At 62.5% G+C, this 19,687-nt stretch carries 19 protein-coding genes; 13 read left to right on the forward strand and 6 right to left on the reverse strand.

What is annotated here, in order from left to right; translation table 11 throughout:
* The first annotated feature begins 139 nt into the window (after positions 1 to 139).
* The 7 genes from mreC (at position 140) to tldD (ending at position 10,042) form a co-directional block, all read left to right on the forward strand.
* Positions 140 to 1,192, forward strand: coding sequence for a rod shape-determining protein MreC (gene mreC, locus KW568_RS05125; protein WP_080634910.1), 1,053 nt, complete (start codon positions 140 to 142; stop codon positions 1,190 to 1,192).
* Positions 1,192 to 1,680 carry a rod shape-determining protein MreD gene (gene mreD, locus KW568_RS05130; protein WP_003255161.1) on the forward strand — a complete coding sequence of 163 codons (489 nt, stop codon included), beginning with the start codon at positions 1,192 to 1,194 and terminating at the stop codon, positions 1,678 to 1,680. Before mreC ends, mreD begins: the two co-directional genes overlap by 1 nt.
* A gap of 32 nt (positions 1,681 to 1,712) precedes the next feature.
* On the forward strand, positions 1,713 to 2,324 hold the full coding sequence (locus tag KW568_RS05135) for a nucleoside triphosphate pyrophosphatase (RefSeq protein WP_003255159.1): 612 nt from the start codon (positions 1,713 to 1,715) through the stop codon (positions 2,322 to 2,324).
* Between the two features lie 54 nt (positions 2,325 to 2,378).
* Positions 2,379 to 3,836 (forward strand): ribonuclease G, encoded by a 1,458-nt coding sequence (rng, locus tag KW568_RS05140; RefSeq protein ID WP_003255158.1) that lies wholly within the window; start codon positions 2,379 to 2,381, stop codon positions 3,834 to 3,836.
* A gap of 82 nt (positions 3,837 to 3,918) precedes the next feature.
* Positions 3,919 to 7,740: a YhdP family protein gene (locus tag KW568_RS05145; protein ID WP_033726390.1), complete on the forward strand. Its 3,822-nt coding sequence runs from the start codon at positions 3,919 to 3,921 to the stop codon at positions 7,738 to 7,740.
* An 8-nt stretch (positions 7,741 to 7,748) separates the two neighbouring features.
* Positions 7,749 to 8,600, forward strand: coding sequence for a carbon-nitrogen hydrolase family protein (locus tag KW568_RS05150; protein ID WP_004574479.1), 852 nt, complete (start codon positions 7,749 to 7,751; stop codon positions 8,598 to 8,600).
* Between the two features lie 2 nt (positions 8,601 to 8,602).
* On the forward strand, positions 8,603 to 10,042 hold the full coding sequence (gene tldD / locus KW568_RS05155) for a metalloprotease TldD (protein WP_003255154.1): 1,440 nt from the start codon (positions 8,603 to 8,605) through the stop codon (positions 10,040 to 10,042).
* A gap of 57 nt (positions 10,043 to 10,099) precedes the next feature.
* Here tldD and yjgA read toward each other — a convergent pair whose 3' ends face one another.
* A complete protein-coding gene (yjgA, locus tag KW568_RS05160) occupies positions 10,100 to 10,621 on the reverse strand; it encodes a ribosome biogenesis factor YjgA (protein WP_003255152.1) in 522 nt (173 codons plus the stop codon).
* Between the two features lie 109 nt (positions 10,622 to 10,730).
* On the opposite strand from yjgA, the gene pmbA reads away from it, so the two are divergent.
* From pmbA to KW568_RS05190, 6 genes are all read left to right on the forward strand, one after another.
* On the forward strand, positions 10,731 to 12,077 hold the full coding sequence (pmbA, locus tag KW568_RS05165) for a metalloprotease PmbA (protein WP_003255150.1): 1,347 nt from the start codon (positions 10,731 to 10,733) through the stop codon (positions 12,075 to 12,077).
* Between the two features lie 245 nt (positions 12,078 to 12,322).
* Positions 12,323 to 12,724 carry a hypothetical protein gene (locus tag KW568_RS05170; RefSeq protein WP_012051310.1) on the forward strand — a complete coding sequence of 134 codons (402 nt, stop codon included), beginning with the start codon at positions 12,323 to 12,325 and terminating at the stop codon, positions 12,722 to 12,724.
* Positions 12,717 to 14,093, forward strand: a complete 1,377-nt coding sequence (locus tag KW568_RS05175; protein ID WP_004574481.1) for a lyase family protein — start codon at positions 12,717 to 12,719, stop codon at positions 14,091 to 14,093. Before KW568_RS05170 ends, KW568_RS05175 begins: the two co-directional genes overlap by 8 nt.
* A gap of 26 nt (positions 14,094 to 14,119) precedes the next feature.
* Entirely contained in the window at positions 14,120 to 14,581 is a 462-nt protein-coding gene (locus KW568_RS05180; protein WP_004574483.1) for a hypothetical protein, read from the forward strand.
* Between the two features lies 1 nt (position 14,582).
* Positions 14,583 to 15,194: a superoxide dismutase gene (locus KW568_RS05185; protein WP_004574485.1), complete on the forward strand. Its 612-nt coding sequence runs from the start codon at positions 14,583 to 14,585 to the stop codon at positions 15,192 to 15,194.
* An 11-nt stretch (positions 15,195 to 15,205) separates the two neighbouring features.
* Positions 15,206 to 16,099: a ZIP family metal transporter gene (locus KW568_RS05190; protein WP_003255142.1), complete on the forward strand. Its 894-nt coding sequence runs from the start codon at positions 15,206 to 15,208 to the stop codon at positions 16,097 to 16,099.
* A 27-nt stretch (positions 16,100 to 16,126) separates the two neighbouring features.
* Here KW568_RS05190 and KW568_RS05195 read toward each other — a convergent pair whose 3' ends face one another.
* The 5 genes from KW568_RS05195 to KW568_RS05215 form a co-directional block, all read right to left on the reverse strand.
* Positions 16,127 to 16,399, reverse strand: a complete 273-nt coding sequence (locus KW568_RS05195) for an HPr family phosphocarrier protein (protein ID WP_003255140.1) — start codon at positions 16,397 to 16,399, stop codon at positions 16,127 to 16,129.
* Between the two features lie 18 nt (positions 16,400 to 16,417).
* On the reverse strand, positions 16,418 to 17,272 hold the full coding sequence (gene rapZ, locus KW568_RS05200) for an RNase adapter RapZ (RefSeq protein ID WP_003255139.1): 855 nt from the start codon (positions 17,270 to 17,272) through the stop codon (positions 16,418 to 16,420).
* A 2-nt stretch (positions 17,273 to 17,274) separates the two neighbouring features.
* The gene (gene ptsN, locus KW568_RS05205; protein ID WP_003255137.1) at positions 17,275 to 17,739 is read right to left on the reverse strand and encodes a PTS IIA-like nitrogen regulatory protein PtsN; all 465 of its coding nucleotides are present in this window, start codon (positions 17,737 to 17,739) and stop codon (positions 17,275 to 17,277) included.
* A 12-nt stretch (positions 17,740 to 17,751) separates the two neighbouring features.
* Entirely contained in the window at positions 17,752 to 18,060 is a 309-nt protein-coding gene (gene hpf, locus KW568_RS05210) for a ribosome hibernation-promoting factor, HPF/YfiA family (protein ID WP_003255135.1), read from the reverse strand.
* A gap of 79 nt (positions 18,061 to 18,139) precedes the next feature.
* Positions 18,140 to 19,633 carry an RNA polymerase factor sigma-54 gene (locus tag KW568_RS05215; RefSeq protein ID WP_003255133.1) on the reverse strand — a complete coding sequence of 498 codons (1,494 nt, stop codon included), beginning with the start codon at positions 19,631 to 19,633 and terminating at the stop codon, positions 18,140 to 18,142.
* Between the last annotated feature and the right edge of the window lie 54 nt (positions 19,634 to 19,687).

Raw genomic sequence — 19,687 nt, forward strand, 5'->3', positions numbered from 1 at the left:
GTTTACAGGTAGTACGTACAGTGCTACCTGTATGCGCTGGGCTGGCGCCCGTTTGGGCGCCGTATCCGTCAACCCGCAACCAGGCTGGTGCGTTGTTCCATGTCCAATGACCTCCTGAGTCGTCCACGAGGAACGGCCCATTAAACCGCTTTTCTCCAAGGGCCCTTCGCTGGGCGTTCGCCTGCTCGTTCTGGTGGTGATGTCGGTCGCGTTGATGGTTGTCGACGCGCGCTTCGACGTGCTCAAACCCGTGCGCAGCCAGATGGGCCTGGTGCTGATGGAGTCGTACTGGATCACCGATTTGCCACAGCGTGCCTGGCAAGGTGTGGCCGGCCAGTTCGGTAGCCGCACCGAGCTGATTGCCGAAAACGAGAAGCTCAAGACCGAAGCCCTGCTGCTGCAGGGGCGCCTGCAGAAGCTGGCGGCCCTGACCGAGCAGAACGTGCGGCTGCGCGAGCTGCTCAACTCTTCGGCGCTGGTCAACGAAAAGGTTGAAGTTGCCGAGCTGATCGGTGTCGACCCCAACCCGTTTACCCACCGCATTCTGATCAACAAGGGTGAGCGTGATGGTGTGTTCCTGGGCCAACCGGTGCTCGATGCCCGCGGCCTGATGGGCCAGGTCGTAGAGTTGATGCCCTATACCGCGCGGGTGCTGTTGCTGACCGATACCACCCACAGCATTCCGGTGCAGGTCAACCGCAACGGTCTGCGAGCCATCGCCAGCGGCACTGGCAACCCGGAGCGCCTGGAGTTGCGGCATGTGGCCGACACGGCCGACATCAAGGAAGGCGACCTGCTGGTCAGTTCCGGCATGGGGCAGCGCTTTCCTGCCGGCTACCCGGTGGCCACGGTCAACGAAGTGATCCACGATTCCGGCCAACCCTTTGCCATCGTCCGTGCCATCCCCACCGCCGCGCTTAACCGCAGCCGCTACATGTTGCTGGTGTTCAGTGACCGGCGTAGCCCGGAGCAGCGTGCCACCGATGCCGCCATTGCCCAGGAAGAGGCTGACCGAAAGGGGGCTGCACCTGCTGGCCAGCCGGCCGCTACCCGTGATCCGGTCGCACCCGCCGCTGGTACGCCTGCCGCGTCGGTCACACCGGCAGCACCGGCCACTCCGGTCGCGCAGCCAGCAGCCCCGTCTGCTGCACCTGCCACGCCGGCCGCACCCGCTCAACCCCGGAGGCAATGATGGCTGCATCACGCCGCAATAACGGCTGGGTCATCTGGCTTACGTTCGCCATCGGCCTGCTGCTCAGTGTTTCCCCCATGCCGCAGTTCATGGAAGTGTTCCGGCCCATGTGGCTGGCCTTGCTGGTGTCGTTCTGGACCCTTGCCGTGCCGAACAAGGTCGGCATGACCACGGCATTCGTGCTGGGCCTTGCCGAGGACGTGCTGTATGGCACGCTGCTGGGGCAGAATGCGCTGGTCCTTACCCTCATCACCTTTCTGGTGCTGTCCCTGCAGCAGCGTCTGCGCATGTTCCCCATGTGGCAGCAAAGCCTGGTCATTCTGGTGATCTTTGGTATCGCCCAGTTGATCCAGCTGTGGCTCAGTGCACTGACCGGCAACCGCCTGCCCACCCTGGCGCTGGTCTGGTCGGCGGTGATCAGTGCCTTGCTCTGGCCATGGATCAGCTTTGCCTTGCGCGACCTGCGTCGACGCTTGCACATCAACTGACGGCAACGCGCCACTGACAGGGAGATGTCTGCATGACCCCGCTATACCTGGCTTCAGGCTCGCCCCGTCGTCGTGAACTGCTGACGCAGATCGGCGTGCCGTTCATTGTCATCAGTGCCCCCATCGATGAATCTCCGCTACCCAGCGAAAGCGCCCCTGCCTACGTCGAACGCCTGGCCCGGGCAAAGGCCGCCGCCGGCCTGGCCCGTGTCGACGGCCCGGCTGTAGTGCTCGGCGCAGACACTGCCGTGGTGCTCGATGGTCGTATTCTCGGCAAACCGGAAAACCGTGAAGATGCCTTGGCCATGCTGGCTGACTTGTCAGGCCGCGAGCATCAGGTGCTGACCGCTGTCGCCCTGGACGATGGTCAGCGTGTGCACAGTTTTTGCGTGACCAGCACAGTGCGCTTTCGCGCCATCAGCACCGATGAAGCGCAACGCTATTGGGCCAGCGGTGAGCCAGCTGACAAGGCTGGCGGCTATGCCGTCCAGGGGCTGGGTGCGGTCTTCGTCACCGGTCTTTCCGGCAGCTATTCGGCGGTGGTCGGCTTGCCGCTCTGTGAAACGGCCGATTTGCTTGGCCAGTTCGGCATCGCCTGCTGGCAATCGCTCGCGCATACGCCAGAGGTAACAAACCCGCAGTAGCCAGCAGTGCATACGCCATCCATCATTAGAAAGAACCTTTGACGAGAGCCTGCCATGAGTGAAGAGATCCTGATCAACATCACCCCGATGGAGTCACGTGTGGCGGTGGTGGAAAACGGGGTGCTGCAGGAAGTGCATGTCGAGCGCACCCAGCGCCGTGGCATCGTCGGCAATATCTACAAGGGCAAGGTGGTGCGTGTGCTGCCAGGCATGCAGGCGGCCTTCGTCGACATCGGCCTCGAGCGCGCAGCGTTTATCCATGCCTCGGAAATCTCCCAGCGCGAAGGCTCGGCGGTAGAGAACATCACCGCACTGGTACATGAAGGCCAGGCCCTGGTGGTGCAGGTGACCAAGGACCCGATCGGCACCAAGGGGGCGCGCCTGACCACCCAGCTATCGATCCCGTCGCGCTACCTGGTGTACATGCCACGCAGCAGCCATGTCGGTATTTCGCTGAAAATCGAGGACGAGGCCGAGCGTGAGCGCCTCAAGCAAGTGGTCAGCGACTGCATGGACAGCGAGAACATCAAGGATGCCGGCGGCTTCATCTTGCGCACCGCCGCCGAAGGCGCGCGTGCCGAGGAGATCTTGCAGGACATCCGTTACCTGCGCCGCCTGTGGGAGCAGATCGGCACCCAGATCAAGACCTGCGGCGCGCCCACGGTCATTTACGAAGACCTTGGCCTGGCCCTGCGTACCCTGCGCGACCTGGTCAATCCGAAGATCGAGAAGATCCGCATCGACTCGCGGGAAACCTTCCAGAAGACCACGCAGTTCGTTGGCGAGTTGATGCCGGAAATTGCCGACCGCCTCGAACATTACCCCGGCGAGCGCCCAATCTTTGACCTGTACGGTGTCGAAGACGAGATCCAGCGGGCTCTGGAGCGCAAGGTGCCGTTGAAGTCCGGCGGTTACCTGGTGGTCGACCCGGCCGAAGCGATGACCACCATCGACGTCAACACCGGGGCTTTCGTCGGTCATCGCAACCTCGAAGAAACCATCTTCAAGACCAACCTCGAGGCCGCTACCGCCATCGCCCGGCAACTGCGCCTGCGCAACATTGGCGGCATCATCATCATCGACTTCATCGACATGGAAGACGAAGATCACCAGCGTCAGGTACTGCGTACCCTGGAAAAACAGCTGGAGCGCGATCACGCCAAGACCAACATCATCGGCATCACCGAGTTGGGCCTGGTGCAGATGACCCGCAAGCGTACGCGGGAAAGCCTGGAACAGGTGCTTTGCGAGCCGTGTCTGGCCTGTCAGGGCCGCGGCAAGCTGAAAACACCCGAGACCATCTGTTACGAAATATTCCGCGAGATCCTGCGTGAGGCCCGTGCCTATCAGGCTGAAGGCTACCGTGTGCTGGCCAACCAGAAGGTGGTCGACCGCCTGCTGGATGAAGAGTCAGGCAACGTGGCGGAACTGGAAGCCTTTATCGGTCGAACCATTCGCTTCCAGGTCGAGTCGATGTATTCGCAGGAACAATACGACGTGGTGCTGCTCTGAGGTCTTCTGAAACACGCCACTGCATTGTCGTCCTGGCAAAACCGGCACGACGGGCCATCATGGATAAACGACTTGGAGGGCCATGGCCATGGGACGTCTGAACCGCGTTCTTGTTGCTCTGACCCGCTGGGGGTTGGGCATATGTGCCCTGCTGGCCGTATTGGTGGCGCTGTATGTCAGCCTTGGTCGTGAACTGGTGCCGCTGGTAGCCGAGTACCGTGCCGACGTAGAAAGCAAGGCCGAGCAGGCGCTGGGCCTGCCCGTGCATGTCGGTGCCCTGGAAGGGCACTGGAGCGGACTGGCCCCTGTGCTGCGGGTGCGCGACCTGCAATTGGGCGAAGGCACCAAGGCGCTCCGGCTGGACGACGTCATGGTGGTGCCCGACATCTGGGCCAGCCTCACCGCCCGCGAAGTGCGCCTGGCGCGCATCCAGCTGGGCGGGCTGCAACTGATCCTTCGCGAGAACGAGCAGGGCGCCTGGAGCCTGGAAGGCCTGCCGAAGAAGGACGACGCGCCGCTGGACCCTGCCGACTTGCTGCAGCGCCTGCGCCAGCTGGGGCGCATCGATGTGTTCGACAGTCTGGTCACTCTGCACCCCTGGCAGCGCGACCCGCTGACCCTGACTTATGTGAGTGCCGGCCTGCAGGCCGGTGCCACCCGTCAGGCCTTGGATTTGCGTGCGACCCTGCCTGACGGCCAACCCCTGGCGTTGAGCCTGAACAGCCGTATGTCGGCCGACGCTTGGCGTGATGGCGAGGTAGACGCCTATGTCAGCCTGCCGCAAAGTGACTGGGCACATTGGTTGCCGCCCAAGGTGTTGGGTCAGTGGCATGCTGACACCCTGCGGGCGGGCGGTGAGTTCTGGATCGGCTGGGGCAAGGGGCAGTTGCAACGGGCCGTCGTAAGGCTCAATGCACCCAGGCTGGAGGGGGCCTATGCCGGGCGCAAGGCTGCCAACCTGAATAATCTGGCTTTGGGTGCCTGGTTCCAGCGCCGGGAGCAAGGCTTCGATGTGGTCGTCGACTCGTTGGCCATGGACCTCGGCAAGGCCCGCTGGGAGTCTCACCTGCAGTTGCAGCAGCGCCCTGGCCAGAACGTAGCCGATGAAAGCTGGCAGTTACAGGCCGACCGCCTCGACCTCACCCCGCTGACTCCGCTGATCGATGCCCTGGCCCCCCTGCCGGACAAGGTCAAGGATGTGGTCGATGGCTTGAAGGTGACCGGTGCGTTGCGCAATGTGCGCCTCGAGGCCAGGCCCAAGGCCGAGGGTGACCAGCGCCTGCAGTTCGCAGCCAACCTGGAGAAGGTAGGCTTCGATGCTTATCACAACGCCCCGGCGGCCGGTAACGTCAGTGGCAGCATCAGTGGTGACCTGGGCCACGGCGAGCTGCGCCTGGATACCGATGCGTTCATGCTGCATCTGTACCCGATCTTCGCCAAGCCCTGGCATTACCAGAAGGCGAATGCGCGCTTGACCTGGACCTTGGACAAAGACGGTTTCACCCTGATTGCGCCCTACCTCAAGGTGCTGGGCGAGGAGGGCAAGATCGCCGGTGACTTCCTGATTCGCCTGTTGTTCGAGGAAGGTCGCGAGGACTATATGGACCTGCGCGTCGGCCTGACCGAAGGCGATGGCCGCTATACTGCCAAGTATCTGCCCGAGGTGCTCAGTCCGGCCCTCGACGAGTGGCTGCGCAGCGCTATCGTCAAAGGCGCTGTGGATGAAGGCTACTTCCAGTATCAGGGCTCGCTGAACCATGGCGCAGCGCCGCAAGCGCGCAGCATCAGCCTGTTCTTCAAGGTGCATGACGCCGCGCTGGATTTCCAGCCCGGTTGGCCACAGGTGCAGCACGTCGATGGTGATGTGTTCATCGAGGACAGTGGCGTGCGCATCAAGGCCCAGCGAGGCGTGCTGCTCGACACCAAGGTCAGCGATGTGAATGTCGATATCCCGCATGTCGAGGGTGGCCAGCACAGCCACCTCTACCTGGATGGCGATTTCGACGGTAGCCTGGGTGATGGCCTGAAGATTCTCAAGGAAGCGCCAATCGGCACCGGGGAGATTTTCGCCGGCTGGGAAGGTGAGGGGCCGCTGAAGGGCAAGGTCAAACTCGATATCCCACTGGCCCATGGGCAGCGCCCAAAGGTGCAGGTGGACTTCGCCACCCACGATGCGCGCCTGAAAGTGGCCCCGCCAAGCCTGGAGTTGAACCGCCTGAAGGGCGACTTCAGCTTCGACTTCGACAAGGGCCTGAGTGGCAAAGGCATCAGCCTGCAGGCTTTCGGCAAGCCGGTAACGGCGCAAATAACCGCTGAAGGTCAGGCTGGGCAGATGCAGACCCGCATCAATGCCAATGGCCAGGTATCGCTCAAGACACTGACTGACTGGCTGCAGTTCAAGCAGGCCTTGCCGGCCTCCGGTGAACTGCCCTATCAGTTGCAGCTCAGTCTGGGGAGCCGGGACAACCGCCTGAATGTCACTTCCAGCCTCAAGGGGCTGGCCATCGACCTGCCGGCTCCGTTCGGCAAAGCGGCAGCAGATACCCGTGACAGCCGTTTCAACATGAGCCTTCAGGGCCCGGAGCGGCAATTCAACGCTGCCTACGCCGACCTTGCCCGCTTTGCCTATGCTGCACCGGCTGAAACGTTGACTCAGGGCCGTGGCGAGCTAGTGCTGGGCACAGGCGACGCCCGGGTACCTGCCAGCCAGGGGCTGAGGGTGCGCGGGCGCCTGGAGACCCTGGACCTGGCCCCTTGGCAAGAGCAGGCAGGCCGGCTGGCTGGGGATGACCCCGGTGGCAGCGCGCGGCAGAACCTGCAAAGCGTCGACCTGAGCATCGGCCAGTTGAAAGCCTTTGGCATGGACCTGAACCAGGCCGTGGTACGCCTGGCCCGGGGCGGCCCGGCCTGGGATTTGCGCCTCGACAGCAAGGAAGTCATCGGTAATGCGCGCGTACCGGATGCCAAGGGCGCGCCCATGGTCGTGCGCATGCAGACCTTGCGGCTGCCTGCCGCCAGCGCCGCTGAACAGCAGGCTGAAGACGGCCCCGACCCGCTTGCCTCGTTCGATCCGCGCAAAGTCCCGGCACTGGACCTGAGCATCGACAAGCTCTATCGCGGTGACGATCTTTACGGCAGCGCCGCGATCAAGCTGCGGCCGACCCCACGTGGCGTCACAGCCAGTGATATCGACCTCGACCTCAAGGGGTTGCGCATCGATGGCGGTGGTGGCTGGGAGGGTGAAACGGGCAAAACCAGCAGTTGGTACAAAGGGCGCCTTGACGGCAAGAACCTGGCGGATGTGCTCAGCGCCTGGGGCTTTGCCCCGACGGTGACCAGCCGCGACTTCCGCCTGGATGTGGATGGCCGCTGGCCGGGTTCGCCGGCCGCGGTGGGCCTGAAACGCTTCTCGGGCAGCATGGATGCAGCACTGCGCACCGGCCAGTTCGTCGAGGTCGAAGGCAGCGCACAGGCGCTGCGGGTGTTCGGCCTGCTCAACTTCAACTCGATTGGCCGGCGCCTGCGTCTGGACTTTTCCGACCTGTTTGACAAGGGCCTGGCCTATGACCGGGTCAAGGGCTTGCTGGTGGCCAGCAGTGGCGTGTACGTGACCCGCGAACCGATTACCGTGACCGGCCCGTCGAGCAACTTCGAACTCGACGGCACGCTGGACATGGTCAGCGACCGGGTCGATGCTGACTTGCAGGTGAGCCTGCCGGTGACCAACAACCTGCCGCTGGCGGCGTTGATCGTCGGCGCGCCGGCGGTGGGCGGTGCGCTGTTCCTGGTCGATCGGCTGATCGGTGACCGCGTGTCACGCTTTGCCAGCGTGCACTACCGTGTCGAAGGGCCGTGGAAAGAGCCTAGAATCACCTTTGTGAAACCTTTCGAGAAATCCCGCTAGGAGTACCCATGAAGGCAGCGGTAATCCAGATGGTCAGCCAGGACGACGTGCAGACCAACCTGCAGCGTGCCGGTGCCCTGTTGGAGCAGGCCGCATTGGGCGGCGCACGGTTGGCGGTGCTGCCGGAAAACTTTGCCGCCATGGGGCGCAAGGACGCTGCTGCCATCGGCCGTGCCGAAGCCTTGGGGGAAGGGCCCATTCTGCCGTGGTTGAAACGCACCGCCCGCGACCTCAAGTTATGGATTGTTGCCGGTACTTTGCCCTTGCCACCGTTCGGCCAGCCCGATGCCAAGGCCCATGCGTGCTCGCTGCTGGTCGATGAACACGGCGAGGTGGCGGCAAGGTATGACAAGCTGCACTTGTTTGATGTGGACGTGGCCGACAACCGGGGCCGTTACCGCGAGTCGGATGACTACGCGCAGGGTGCTCAGGTGGTGGTGGCTGATACGCCGGTCGGGCGGCTGGGGCTGAGCGTGTGTTACGACCTGCGCTTTCCCGAACTGTACAGCGCGCTGCGCGCTGCCGGCGCGGAGCTGATCACCGCGCCAGCAGCTTTTACCGCAGTGACCGGCGCAGCACATTGGGAGGTGCTGGTGCGTGCCCGGGCCATCGAAACCCAGTGTTACCTGCTGGCTGCGGCACAGGGCGGCGCCCATCCTGGCCCACGGGAAACCCATGGCCATGCGGCGATCGTCGACCCTTGGGGGCGCATTCTCGCAGAACAGGCGCAAGGTGAAGCGGTACTGCTTGCCGAGCGCGCCATTGAAGAACAAGCGTCCATTCGGGCGCGCATGCCGGTGGTATCGCACCGGCGCTTTTTTTCGCAGGGCGCGTTGCGACCTGCGCATACCTCGGAGTGACTATGAGCCAGATGTTATCCACCGTCAGTGAGCAGCTCCTGGCCCCAGGCGGCTTGACCCTGGACAGCCTGCAGAGCGTGCTGGGTGAGTTGGCTGGCCCCGGCATCGACGCCGCCGACCTGTATTTCCAGGGCCAGATCTCGGAAACCTGGGCGCTGGAGGACGGTATCGTCAAAGAGGGCAGCTTCAACCTCGACCAGGGCGTGGGCGTGCGTGCCCAGTCCGGCGAAAAAACCGGCTTCGCCTACAGCAACGCGATCAACCTTGAAGCGCTGACCTCGGCAGCCCGTGCCGCCCGTTCGATTTCCCGTGCCGGGCAAAACGGCACGGTGCAAGCCTTCCGCAGCCAGGAGGTGGCCGCCCTGTATACCGCGGACAACCCGCTGGACGTGCTCAGCCGTGCCGAAAAGGTCGAGCTGCTTAAGCGTGTCGATGCCGCCACCCGTGCCCTGGACCCGCGCATTCAGCAAGTCAGCGTGAGCATGGCCGGGGTCTGGGAACGCATTCTGATTGCCGCGGCCGATGGCAGCCTGGCTGCCGACGTACGCCCGCTGGTGCGCTTCAATGTCAGCGTCATCGTCGAGCAGAACGGCCGTCGTGAACGCGGTGGGCAGGGCGGTGGCGGGCGTACCGATTACCGCTACTTCACCGAGGAGCGGGTGATGGGCTATGCCCGCGAGGCCCTGCGCCAGGCCCTGGTGAATCTGGAAGCGATCCCGGCACCGGCCGGTACCTTGCCGGTAGTGCTGGGCTCGGGCTGGTCGGGCGTGCTGTTGCACGAGGCCGTCGGCCATGGCCTGGAAGGCGACTTCAACCGCAAGGGCAGTTCGGCGTTCAGTGGCCGCATTGGCGAGAAAGTGGCGTCGAGCCTGTGCACCATCGTCGACGATGGCACCCTTGAAGGCCGCCGTGGTTCTCTGAGCGTGGATGACGAAGGCACCCCGACCGAATGCACCACGCTGATCGAGAATGGCGTGCTCAAGGGGTACATGCAGGACAAGCTGAACGCGCGCCTGATGGGCATGGCTGTGACCGGCAACGGCCGCCGTGAATCCTACGCGCACCTGCCGATGCCACGCATGACCAACACCTACATGCGTGCCGGCGAAAGCGACCCACAGGAGATTATTGCGTCGGTGAAGAAGGGTATCTACTGCGCCAACCTCGGTGGTGGGCAGGTGGATATCACCAGCGGCAAGTTCGTGTTCTCCACCAGTGAGGCCTACCTGATCGAAGACGGCAAGATTACCGCGCCAGTGAAGGGCGCAACCCTGATCGGCAATGGTCCCGAGGCGATGAGCCGGGTTTCGATGGTCGGTAACGACCTGGCACTGGACAGCGGAGTAGGGACGTGCGGCAAGGACGGGCAGTCGGTGCCGGTTGGGGTGGGGCAGCCTACCTTGAAACTGGATGCGATTACCGTGGGCGGTACCGGGGCTTGATGGCTTCGGGAGCCATTGTAGGAGCGGGCACGCCCGCTCCCACAAGGCCCCAGTCCGTCAGCGCAACCCGCGCTGCAACTCGTCGAGGTCGCGGATGTACTTGAACACCTTGCGCGCGGCGGCAGGCGGCTTGTTCCGCGCCTTCTCGTGCTGGGCATGGCGCACCAGCGAGCGCAGCTGCTGGCGGTCGGTGTCGGGATACTCGTTGACGAAGCGCTCGAGGTCTTCGTCGTTACCGTCGATCAACCGGTCACGCCAGCGCTCCAGGCTGTGGAAACGTTCGTTGTACTGGCGAGTCGAGCTGTCCATCTGTTCGAGCAAGGCGTGGATGGCATCGAGGTCTTGCACGCGCATGAGCTTGCCGACGAACGACATGTGGCGTTTACGGGCGCCATGAGCGGTGTGCTTGCTGGCCTCGGCCAGTGCCTTGCGCAGCTCGTCGGTCAAAGGCAGGCGCGCCAAGGTATCGGCCTTGAGGGTGGTAAGCCGCTCGCCGAGTTCGACCAGCGCATGCAGTTCGCGCTTGATCTGGGTTTTGCTTTTTTCGCCGTCGAAGGCGTCGTCGTTTGAATCAACCATGGTGGCAGTCCGCTAGAAATCGCCGCCATGATAACCAGTCGGGGGCCGCTTGTCCGGCCCGGTCGTAGAATGACCCCAAGCCGTACGCAGAATTTGAGTGGAGAGAACCATGAGTGCAGTCCAGAGCGTAGGTCCGAAAGACCTGCCAGCATTGCAGGAACAGGTCGAGGCGATCATCGCCGAGGCGCGTCGGCAGGGGGCCAGTGCCTGCGAAGTGGCGGTGTCGCTGGAGCAAGGGCTGTCCACCACCGTGCGCCAGCGTGAGGTCGAAACGGTCGAGTTCAACCGCGACCAAGGCTTTGGTATCACCCTTTATGTTGGCCAGCGCAAAGGTTCGGCCAGCACCTCGGCCAGTGGTCCGGAGGCGATTCGCGAGACCGTCACTGCAGCGTTGGCAATTGCCAGGCATACCTCCGAGGATGAATGCTCGGGCTTGGCCGACGCAGCGCTGATGGCGCGTGAAATCCCGGACCTGGACCTGTACCACGACTGGGGTATCGAGCCTGAGAAGGCCATCGAAATGGCCCTGGCCTGCGAGGCAGCGGCGTTCGACGCCGACCCGCGCATCCTCAACGCCGATGGCACCACCCTCAATACCCACCAAGGCTGCCGCGTGTATGGCAACAGCCATGGGTTCATCGGTGGTTACGCCTCGACCCGGCACAGCCTGAGCTGCGTGATGATTGCCGAAGGCGACGGGCAGATGCAGCGTGACTACTGGTACGACGTGAACCGCCAGGGCAACCTGCTGGCCGACCCGAGCAGCATCGGCGTGCGCGCTGCCCAGCGTGCCGCTAGCCGCCTTGGCGCCCGACCGGTGCCGACTTGCGAGGTACCGGTGCTGTTCTCGGCCGAATTGGCCGGTGGCCTGTTCGGCAGCTTCCTGTCGGCCATTTCCGGCGGCAACCTGTACCGTAAGTCGTCGTTCCTGGAGGGTACCATTGGCCAGCGCCTGTTCCCTTCCTGGCTGACCCTCGACGAACGCCCGCATATTCCGCGCGCGTTGGGCAGCGCCGCCTTCGACGGTGATGGCCTGGCCACCTATGCCAAACCGTTTGTCGACAAAGGTGAGCTGGTGTCGTACTTGCTGGGTACCTATTCGGGGCGCAAGCTGGGTTTGCCGAGTACGGCCAATTCCGGTGGCGTGCACAACCTGTTCGTCAGCCACGGTGTCGAAGATCAGGCCGCGCTGATTCGCCGCATGGGGCGCGGGCTGCTGGTGACCGAACTGATGGGGCATGGCTTGAACATGGTGACGGGGGACTATTCCCGTGGTGCGGCGGGGTTCTGGGTCGAGAATGGCGAGATTCAGCATGCCGTGCAGGAAGTCACCATCGCCGGAAACATGAAGGACATGTTCCAGCAGATTGTCGCGATTGGTAGCGATCTTGAAACCCGTAGCAACATTCATACGGGCTCGGTGCTGATCGAGCGGATGACCGTTGCTGGTAGCTGATCTTTAGCCTGCGCCGGCCCTTTCGCGGATCAATCCGCTCCTACACGGTAGTGGACGCACATCGGGGTTGGACACCGGCCGCTGTAGGAGCGGGTTTACCCGCGAAGAGGCCTACACAGCACTACACCTTTCTCTGCAAATCCGAAGACCCGGCCCTCGCGCCGGGTTTTTATTTCATCACCTTTTTTCTTGAAGTGATTCTGTTTATCACTTAATAATGAATATCATTATCCAGTAACTCGGCGATGATGTTCATGAAATCCGTCCTCCGCGAACTGCCCTACCTGGAAAACTGGCGCTGGCTCAGCCGGCGCATTCGCTGTGCGCTCGACCCCGACGAGCCGCGCCTGATCGAGCATTACCTGGCCGAAGGCCGCTATCTGGTGTGCTGCACCGAAACCTCGCCATGGACGGTGGCGCTGACAGCGTTTCGCTTGCTGCTGGATACCGCCTGCGATCGCATGCTCCCCTGGCATTGGCGTTGTCTGTGCCTGGACCAAGCCTGGCGCCCTCTGCTGGACCTGCGCAACCTCGACCGCCAGGAACAGAACCAACGCTGGCAACCCTACGCCCTGCAGTTGGCCAATTGCCGTCTGCTGCCTTCGATTTCTCCCGATGAACTGATGCAAGGATTTGATGATGAGTGATACCCGTATCGAGCGTGACAGCATGGGTGAGCTGCAGGTGCCGGCCCAGGCCCTCTACGGCGCCCAGACCCAGCGCGCGGTCGACAACTTCCCGATCAGCGGCCAGCGTATGCCGGCCCAGTTCATTCGTGCCTTGTTGCTGGCCAAGGCCGCTGCGGCCAAGGCCAACGTCGAACTGGAGCAACTGTCTGCCGGGCAGGGCCAGGCTATCGTCAAGGCTGTCGAGCAATTGCTGGCCGAGGACTTCATCCAGCACTTCCCGGTGGATGTGTTCCAGACAGGCTCTGGCACCAGTTCGAACATGAACGCCAATGAGGTGATCGCCACCTTGGCTACCCATGTACTGGGTGAGGCGGTCAACGCCAATGACCACGTCAACTGTGGCCAGAGCAGCAATGACATCATTCCGACCACCATCCATGTCAGCGCCGCGCTGGCCCTGCACGAGCAGTTGCTGCCAGCCCTGGCGCACCTGGTACAGGTGATCGAGGTCAAGTCGGCACAAGTACATCAATTCGTGAAGACCGGTCGTACTCACCTGATGGACGCGATGCCCGTGCGCATGAGCCAGGTGCTGGATGGCTGGGCTGCGCAGATCAATGCTGCCAAGGCGCACATCGAAGGTGTGCTGCCGCACTTGCAGGCGCTGGCCCAGGGCGGAACCGCCGTGGGTACCGGCATCAACGCCCATCCGCAGTTCGCTGTCGGTTTCGCTCGCCAGCTCAGTGGCCTGACCAAGGTCGAGTTCACGCCCGGCCAGAACCTGTTCGCACTGATCGGCTCGCAGGACACTGCCGTGGCTTTGTCTGGCCAGCTCAAGACCACCGCGGTGGCGTTGATGAAAATCGCCAACGATCTGCGCTGGATGAACTCCGGCCCGCTGGCCGGTCTGGGCGAAATCGAGCTGCAAGCTCTGCAGCCGGGCTCTTCGATCATGCCAGGCAAGGTCAACCCGGTGATCCCGGAGGCCACTGCCATGGTCGCCGCCCAAGTGATTGGCAACGACGCGACCATCGCCGTCGCAGGCCAAGCCGGTAACTTCGAGCTGAACGTGATGCTGCCGGTGATCGCTCGCAACCTGCTGGAAAGCATCGAGCTGATGGCCAATGTCAGCCGTTTGCTGGCCGACAAAGCCATCGCCAGCTTCAAGGTCAACGAAGACAAACTCAAGGAAGCCCTAGCCCGCAACCCGATTCTGGTCACGGCGTTGAATCCGATCATCGGCTACCTCAAGGCCGCCGAAATCGCCAAGACCGCCTACAAGCAGGGTCGTCCAATCATCGATGTGGCGCTGGAGCACACCGACCTGTCCCGCGACCAGCTTGAAGCGCTGCTGGACCCGGAAAAACTCACCGCCGGCGGTATCTGACCTGCGTCACCGCCCAGGAGACAACCATGCAGCACTGGAAACGCACCACGGAAACCGCCAACCGCCTATTCGAACAAGGCGAGCTGGTGGACGCCCGGGAACACTACCTGCAAGCCTTGGCGTTGGCCCAGGTGCTGTTCGAGCGCTGGCATGACGTGGACGAAGCGGTGGCTGCATTCGTCATCGCCCACCACAACCTGGCTGACCTGCACCTGCGCCTTGACCAGCCGCATGAAAGCGCCGACTACCTGTGCGCGGCTCATCAGCGACTGCTGCAGGCCTGCCAGGAAGCGCGCCTGCCTCAGGGGCTGCGTGATGCAGCCTTGCGCCACAGTGCGCGCACTTACACCGAGCTGCTGAGTTTCATTGCCGAGTATGGCCAGTATCCGCGTACCGAGCGCTTGCTCAACCGCCACAGCGCCGGGGCCAGCGAGCTCGCTGCCCTACCGGATGTGGCGCCCAGAACCCATGCCTACGGAATTCACTGACATGCCCCATACCTTGCCTGCATTGCCATACGCCTACGATGCGCTGGAACCACACATTGATGCCCAGACAATGGAAATCCACCACACCAAGCATCACCAGACTTACGTGAACGGCCTCAACGCCGCCCTCGAAGGTACCGAGTGGGCCGAATGGCCGGTGGAAAAACTGGTCGCTGCCGTCAAGCAACTGCCGGAGAACCTGCGTGGCGCTGTGACCAACCACGGTGGCGGTCACGCCAACCACAGCCTGTTCTGGACTGTCATGTCACCTCAGGGCGGTGGCGAGCCTGTGGGCCAGCTGGCGCAAGCCGTCACAGCACAACTTGGCGGCTTCGAGGCTTTCAACGAGGCTTTCACCAAAGCCGCGTTGACCCGCTTCGGCAGCGGTTGGGCCTGGCTCAGCGTCACGCCGCAAAAAACGTTGGTGGTGGAGAGTAGCGGCAACCAGGACAGCCCGCTGATGCACGGCAATGCGCCGATCCTGGGCCTGGACGTGTGGGAGCACGCTTACTACCTCAAGTACCAGAACCGTCGTCCGGAATACATCGGTGCCTTCTACAACGTCATTGACTGGGTGGAAGTTGAACGTCGTTACCTTGAAGCCCTGAAGTGAGTCGGACCGGTATGCGCTCTGAGGTGATGTCTGTCAGCAGTGTGCGCCTGTTCCGCCTGGCGCTTGGGACTTTGCTTTTGCTGGCTGGCGCCGCGTTACTGGTGGCACGGGGCCTCGCCTGGCTAGACCTCGATCCGCGCATGCTGCGCGCCCTGGAGGGCGGTGCTTTATGCGCGCTGGGTACGGCACTGGGCGCAGTACCGGTACTGGTCATTCGCAATATGCCCGTGGCGCTGGCGGATACGCTGTTGGGCTTCGGTGCTGGCGTGATGCTGGCGGCCACCGCGTTTTCCCTGATCATGCCAGGCCTGGCGGCGGCTCAGTCTATTGGCTTCAGCCCTTGGGGGGCAGGTGGCCTGGTCAGTTTTGGCCTGATGTTCGGGGCGTTGTGCCTGTTCCTGGTCGACCTCAAGGTATCCTGGGCTTCGCCTGAAGCGTTGGTGGGCACAGCAAACCAGCCGGTGATTGCAGCGCGCATCTGGCTGTTCGTGATTGCCATCATTGCCCACAACATCCCCGAAGGTATGGCCATTGGTGTGTCGGCCGGGGGAGGTATGGCCGACGCCGACAGCCTGGCCATGGGCATTGCCTTGCAGGATGTGCCTGAGGGGCTGGTGATCGCGCTGGTGCTGGCAGGGGCGGGCATGCCGCGCTTCAAGGCCTTCCTGATAGGCGCAGCCTCAGGCTTGGTCGAGCCGGTGGCGGCGTTGATCTGTGCCTGGCTGGTGAATGTTGCCGAACTGCTGCTGCCGCTGGGGCTGGCCTGTGCAGCAGGGGCGATGTTGCTGGTGGTCACCCAGGAAATCATCCCCGAATCGCGCAGCAACGGCCATCATCGTCTGGCCAGTCTTGGGCTGTGTACAGGCTTCTGTCTGATGATGGTGATGGATACCGCGATGTCCTGATCTTGTGCAAGCGCAGGTTTGCGAGGCCTATTCGCCTTCGTCAAAGAAATTGTTGATCAGTTCGACCAGTGCATCCATGGCGTCGTTGTCCTGCTCACCCTCGGTATGCAGGTGCACCTGGGTGCCTTTGCCTGCGGCCAGCATCATCACCGCCATGATGCTCTTGCCATCCACCAGCTTGTCCGGGGCGCGACCCACCCGTACCTGGCAGGGGAAGCGGCCGGCCACACCGACGAACTTGGCTGCCGCCCGGGCATGCAGACCCAGCTTGTTGATGATGGTGATTTCGCGGGCGGGCATCAGGGGTGGATCCTTGGGCTAGAGGTCGCGATGACGGACCTGGACGTTTTTCAGGGTTTGCTGCAGCTGTTGACCAAGGCGCTCGGTGATGTACACCGAACGGTGATGGCCGCCAGTGCAGCCGATGGCAATGGTTACGTAGGCGCGGTTGCTGGCAGCGAAGCGGGGTAACCATTTGAGCAGGTAGCTGGAGATGTCGTTGTACATGTCTTCGACATCCGGTTGTGCGGCCAGGTAGTCGATCACGGGTTGATCGAGACCTGAGTGCTCACGCAGTTCTGGTTTCCAGTAGGGGTTGGGCAGGCAGCGCACGTCAAAAACCAGGTCGGCGTCGACCGGCATGCCCCGTTTGAACCCGAACGACTCGACCAGAAACGCTGTGCCAGGCTCGGGTTGGTTGAGCAGACGCAGTTTGATCGAGTCACGCAACTGGTACAGGTTCAGGTTGGTGGTGTCGATCTTCAGGTCGGCCAGGTCGGCAATGGGGCCCAACAAATCGCTTTCCACGCGGATCGCTTCCGCGAGCGAGCGGTTGGCGTTGGTCAGGGGGTGCCGCCTGCGGGTTTCCGAGAAACGCTTGAGAAGGACCTCTTCATCGGCATCCAGGTACAACACGTCGCACTGGATGTGCCGTGCGCGGGCTTCTTCAAGCAGCTCGGGAAAACGCATCAGGTGGCTGGGCAGGTTGCGTGCGTCGATCGAAACCGCCACCTTGGGCTGCAGCAATTCGGTGTTGATCAGTGCATTTTCCGCCAACTGCGGCAATAGCCCGGCTGGGAGATTGTCGATGCAATAGAAACCGCTGTCTTCCAGGACATCGAGGGCGGTGCTCTTGCCGGAGCCGGACCGGCCGCTGACGATGATCAGGCGCATGTTCAGTGCTCGTTCTGTACGTCCAGGACAACCTGGAACAGGGCCTCGTTGCTGGTGGCCGCACGCAGTCGATCACGGACCTCCTTGCGATCGAGCATGCTGGCGATCTGACGCAGAAGTTCAAGGTGGGCATCGGTGGCCGCTTCGGGCACCAGCAGCACAAACAGCAGGTCCACCGGCGCGCCATCGATGGCGTCGTAATCGATAGGCGCTTCCAGGTGCAGCAGGGCGCTGACTGGCGCAGAGCATCCTTCAAGCCGGCAGTGCGGGATGGCGATGCCATTGCCAAAACCGGTAGAACCGAGCTTTTCCCGAGCTACCAGTTTTTCGAAGACGTCCTGCATCTCCAGTTCTGGCACTTGGTCGGCGATGACAGTGGCGACCTTTTCCAGGGCGCGCTTCTTGCTGCCGCCCGGCACGTTCACGAGGGAACGGCCGGGGGTCAGGATGGTTTCAAGTCGGATCATGGATGAGGGGGATCAGCGGGCAGCTGCACCTTGCAGCAGGCTTTGCTGTTTTTCCTTGTGTTTTTTCAGTTGGCGGTCGAGCTTGTCGGCCAAGGCGTCGATCGCTGCATACATGTCTTCGTGTTCGGCGTTGGCTACCACTTCGCCGCCGGGAATCTGCAGGGTCGCCTCGACCTTCTGCTGAAGCTTCTCGACTTTCATGATTACCTGCACGTTGGTGATCTTGTCGAAGTGACTCTCCACGCGGGCGAGCTTTTCAAGCACGTAATCGCGCAGTGGCTGGGTGACTTCTACATGCTGTCCACTGATATTGACTTGCATACAGCTTCTCCTTTGTTGCCCGTGCATAAAGAGGCAGGTCTTGCACCTGCCACGAAAACGCTGTGGCACATCTCAGGGGCTACATCAGTCGCTTGCGTTCGCTCGACGGTGCGATGCCGAGGGACTCGCGGTACTTGGCGACGGTGCGACGGGCTACCTGGATGCCTTGTGCCTCCAGTAAACCAGCGATCTTGCTGTCACTCAATGGCTTTTTCTGATTTTCCGCCGCAACCAGTTTCTTGATGATCGCGCGGATCGCCGTGGACGAGCATTCTCCGCCTTCGGAGGTGCTGACATGGCTGGAGAAAAAGTATTTCAGTTCGTAGATGCCACGCGGGGTGTGCATGTATTTCTGCGTGGTAACCCGCGAGATGGTCGATTCGTGCATGCCTACGGCTTCGGCAATGTCATGCAGTACCAACGGCTTCATCGCTTCGTCGCCGTGGTCGAGGAAGCCGCGCTGGTGCTCGACGATCTGCGTGGCAACTTTCATCAGGGTTTCGTTACGGCTTTGCAGGCTCTTGATGAACCAACGCGCTTCCTGCAGCTGGTTGCGCATGAAGGTGTTGTCGGCACTGGTGTCGGCACGGCGCACGAAGCCGGCGTATTGTGGGTTGACGCGCAGGCGTGGGATGGCTTCCTGGTTCAGTTCTACCAGCCAACGGTCGCTGTCCTTGCGCACGATGACGTCGGGCACCACGTACTCGGGCTCGCTGGACTCGATCTGCGAACCAGGGCGCGGGTTAAGGCTTTGCACCAGTTCGATGACCTGGCGCAGCTCGTCTTCCTTGATTTTCATCCGCCGCATCAGCTGGCTGTAGTCACGGCTGCCGAGCAGGTCGATGAAATCGGTGACCAGGCGCTTGGCTTCGGTCATCCACGGGGTTGTAGCGGGCAGTTGGCGCAGTTGCAGCAACAGGCATTCGCCCAGATTGCGGGCGCCGACGCCAGCCGGCTCGAACTGCTGGATGCGGTGCAGTACGGCTTCGACCTCGTCCAGCTCGATATCCAGCTCCGGGTCGAAACCGGCGCAGATTTCTTCGAGTGTGTCTTCCAGGTAGCCCTGGCCGTTGATGCTGTCGATCAGGGTCACGGCAATCAAGCGGTCGGTGTCGGACATCGGCGCCAGGTTCAACTGCCACAGCAGGTGGCTTTGCAGGCTTTCGCCGGCCGATGTGCGCGTGGTGAAGTCCCATTCGTCATCATCGTTGCTCGGCAGGCTGCTGGCGCTGGTCTGGTAGATGTCTTCCCAGGCCGTATCGACCGGGAGCTCGTTGGGGATGCGCTCGCTCCACTCACCGTCTTCCAGGTTGTCGGCGCTGACGGTGCTTTCCTGGAAGCTGTTGTCCTGAACTTCGGCGGCCGGCTTGTTCTCGGCGTTGTCGGCCATCGGGTCGCTGTTGTCGAAGTCCTCGCCGTCTTCCTGACGTTCGAGCATCGGGTTCGACTCCAGCGCTTCCTGGATTTCCTGTTGGAGGTCCAGGGTAGAGAGCTGGAGCAGGCGGATGGCCTGTTGCAACTGAGGTGTCATCGTCAGTTGCTGGCCCATTTTTAGGACGAGCGATGGTTTCATGGCAGGGGCTTAATACCTTGTTCGCCGGCGCGCATGCGCCATCCACTACACGAG

This window comes from Pseudomonas sp. HD6515 (assembly GCF_024971855.1).
Classification (GTDB): domain Bacteria; phylum Pseudomonadota; class Gammaproteobacteria; order Pseudomonadales; family Pseudomonadaceae; genus Aquipseudomonas; species Aquipseudomonas alloputida.

What these genes read in the sequence shown, in the direction of transcription:
- KW568_RS05190 (WP_003255142.1), top strand. Translation starts at nt 15,206, where the DNA reads ATGCGCTCTGAGGTGATGTCTGTCAGCAGTGTGCGCCTGTTCCGCCTG.
- KW568_RS05170 (WP_012051310.1), top strand. Translation starts at nt 12,323, where the DNA reads ATGATGTTCATGAAATCCGTCCTCCGCGAACTGCCCTACCTGGAAAAC.
- hpf (WP_003255135.1), bottom strand. Translation starts at nt 18,060, where the DNA reads ATGCAAGTCAATATCAGTGGACAGCATGTAGAAGTCACCCAGCCACTG.
- KW568_RS05135 (WP_003255159.1), top strand. Translation starts at nt 1,713, where the DNA reads ATGACCCCGCTATACCTGGCTTCAGGCTCGCCCCGTCGTCGTGAACTG.
- KW568_RS05185 (WP_004574485.1), top strand. Translation starts at nt 14,583, where the DNA reads ATGCCCCATACCTTGCCTGCATTGCCATACGCCTACGATGCGCTGGAA.
- mreD (WP_003255161.1), top strand. Translation starts at nt 1,192, where the DNA reads ATGGCTGCATCACGCCGCAATAACGGCTGGGTCATCTGGCTTACGTTC.
- rng (WP_003255158.1), top strand. Translation starts at nt 2,379, where the DNA reads ATGAGTGAAGAGATCCTGATCAACATCACCCCGATGGAGTCACGTGTG.
- ptsN (WP_003255137.1), bottom strand. Translation starts at nt 17,739, where the DNA reads ATGATCCGACTTGAAACCATCCTGACCCCCGGCCGTTCCCTCGTGAAC.
- rapZ (WP_003255139.1), bottom strand. Translation starts at nt 17,272, where the DNA reads ATGCGCCTGATCATCGTCAGCGGCCGGTCCGGCTCCGGCAAGAGCACC.
- pmbA (WP_003255150.1), top strand. Translation starts at nt 10,731, where the DNA reads ATGAGTGCAGTCCAGAGCGTAGGTCCGAAAGACCTGCCAGCATTGCAG.
- KW568_RS05175 (WP_004574481.1), top strand. Translation starts at nt 12,717, where the DNA reads ATGAGTGATACCCGTATCGAGCGTGACAGCATGGGTGAGCTGCAGGTG.
- yjgA (WP_003255152.1), bottom strand. Translation starts at nt 10,621, where the DNA reads ATGGTTGATTCAAACGACGACGCCTTCGACGGCGAAAAAAGCAAAACC.
- tldD (WP_003255154.1), top strand. Translation starts at nt 8,603, where the DNA reads ATGAGCCAGATGTTATCCACCGTCAGTGAGCAGCTCCTGGCCCCAGGC.
- KW568_RS05145 (WP_033726390.1), top strand. Translation starts at nt 3,919, where the DNA reads ATGGCCATGGGACGTCTGAACCGCGTTCTTGTTGCTCTGACCCGCTGG.
- KW568_RS05150 (WP_004574479.1), top strand. Translation starts at nt 7,749, where the DNA reads ATGAAGGCAGCGGTAATCCAGATGGTCAGCCAGGACGACGTGCAGACC.
- KW568_RS05195 (WP_003255140.1), bottom strand. Translation starts at nt 16,399, where the DNA reads ATGCCCGCCCGCGAAATCACCATCATCAACAAGCTGGGTCTGCATGCC.
- KW568_RS05215 (WP_003255133.1), bottom strand. Translation starts at nt 19,633, where the DNA reads ATGAAACCATCGCTCGTCCTAAAAATGGGCCAGCAACTGACGATGACA.
- KW568_RS05180 (WP_004574483.1), top strand. Translation starts at nt 14,120, where the DNA reads ATGCAGCACTGGAAACGCACCACGGAAACCGCCAACCGCCTATTCGAA.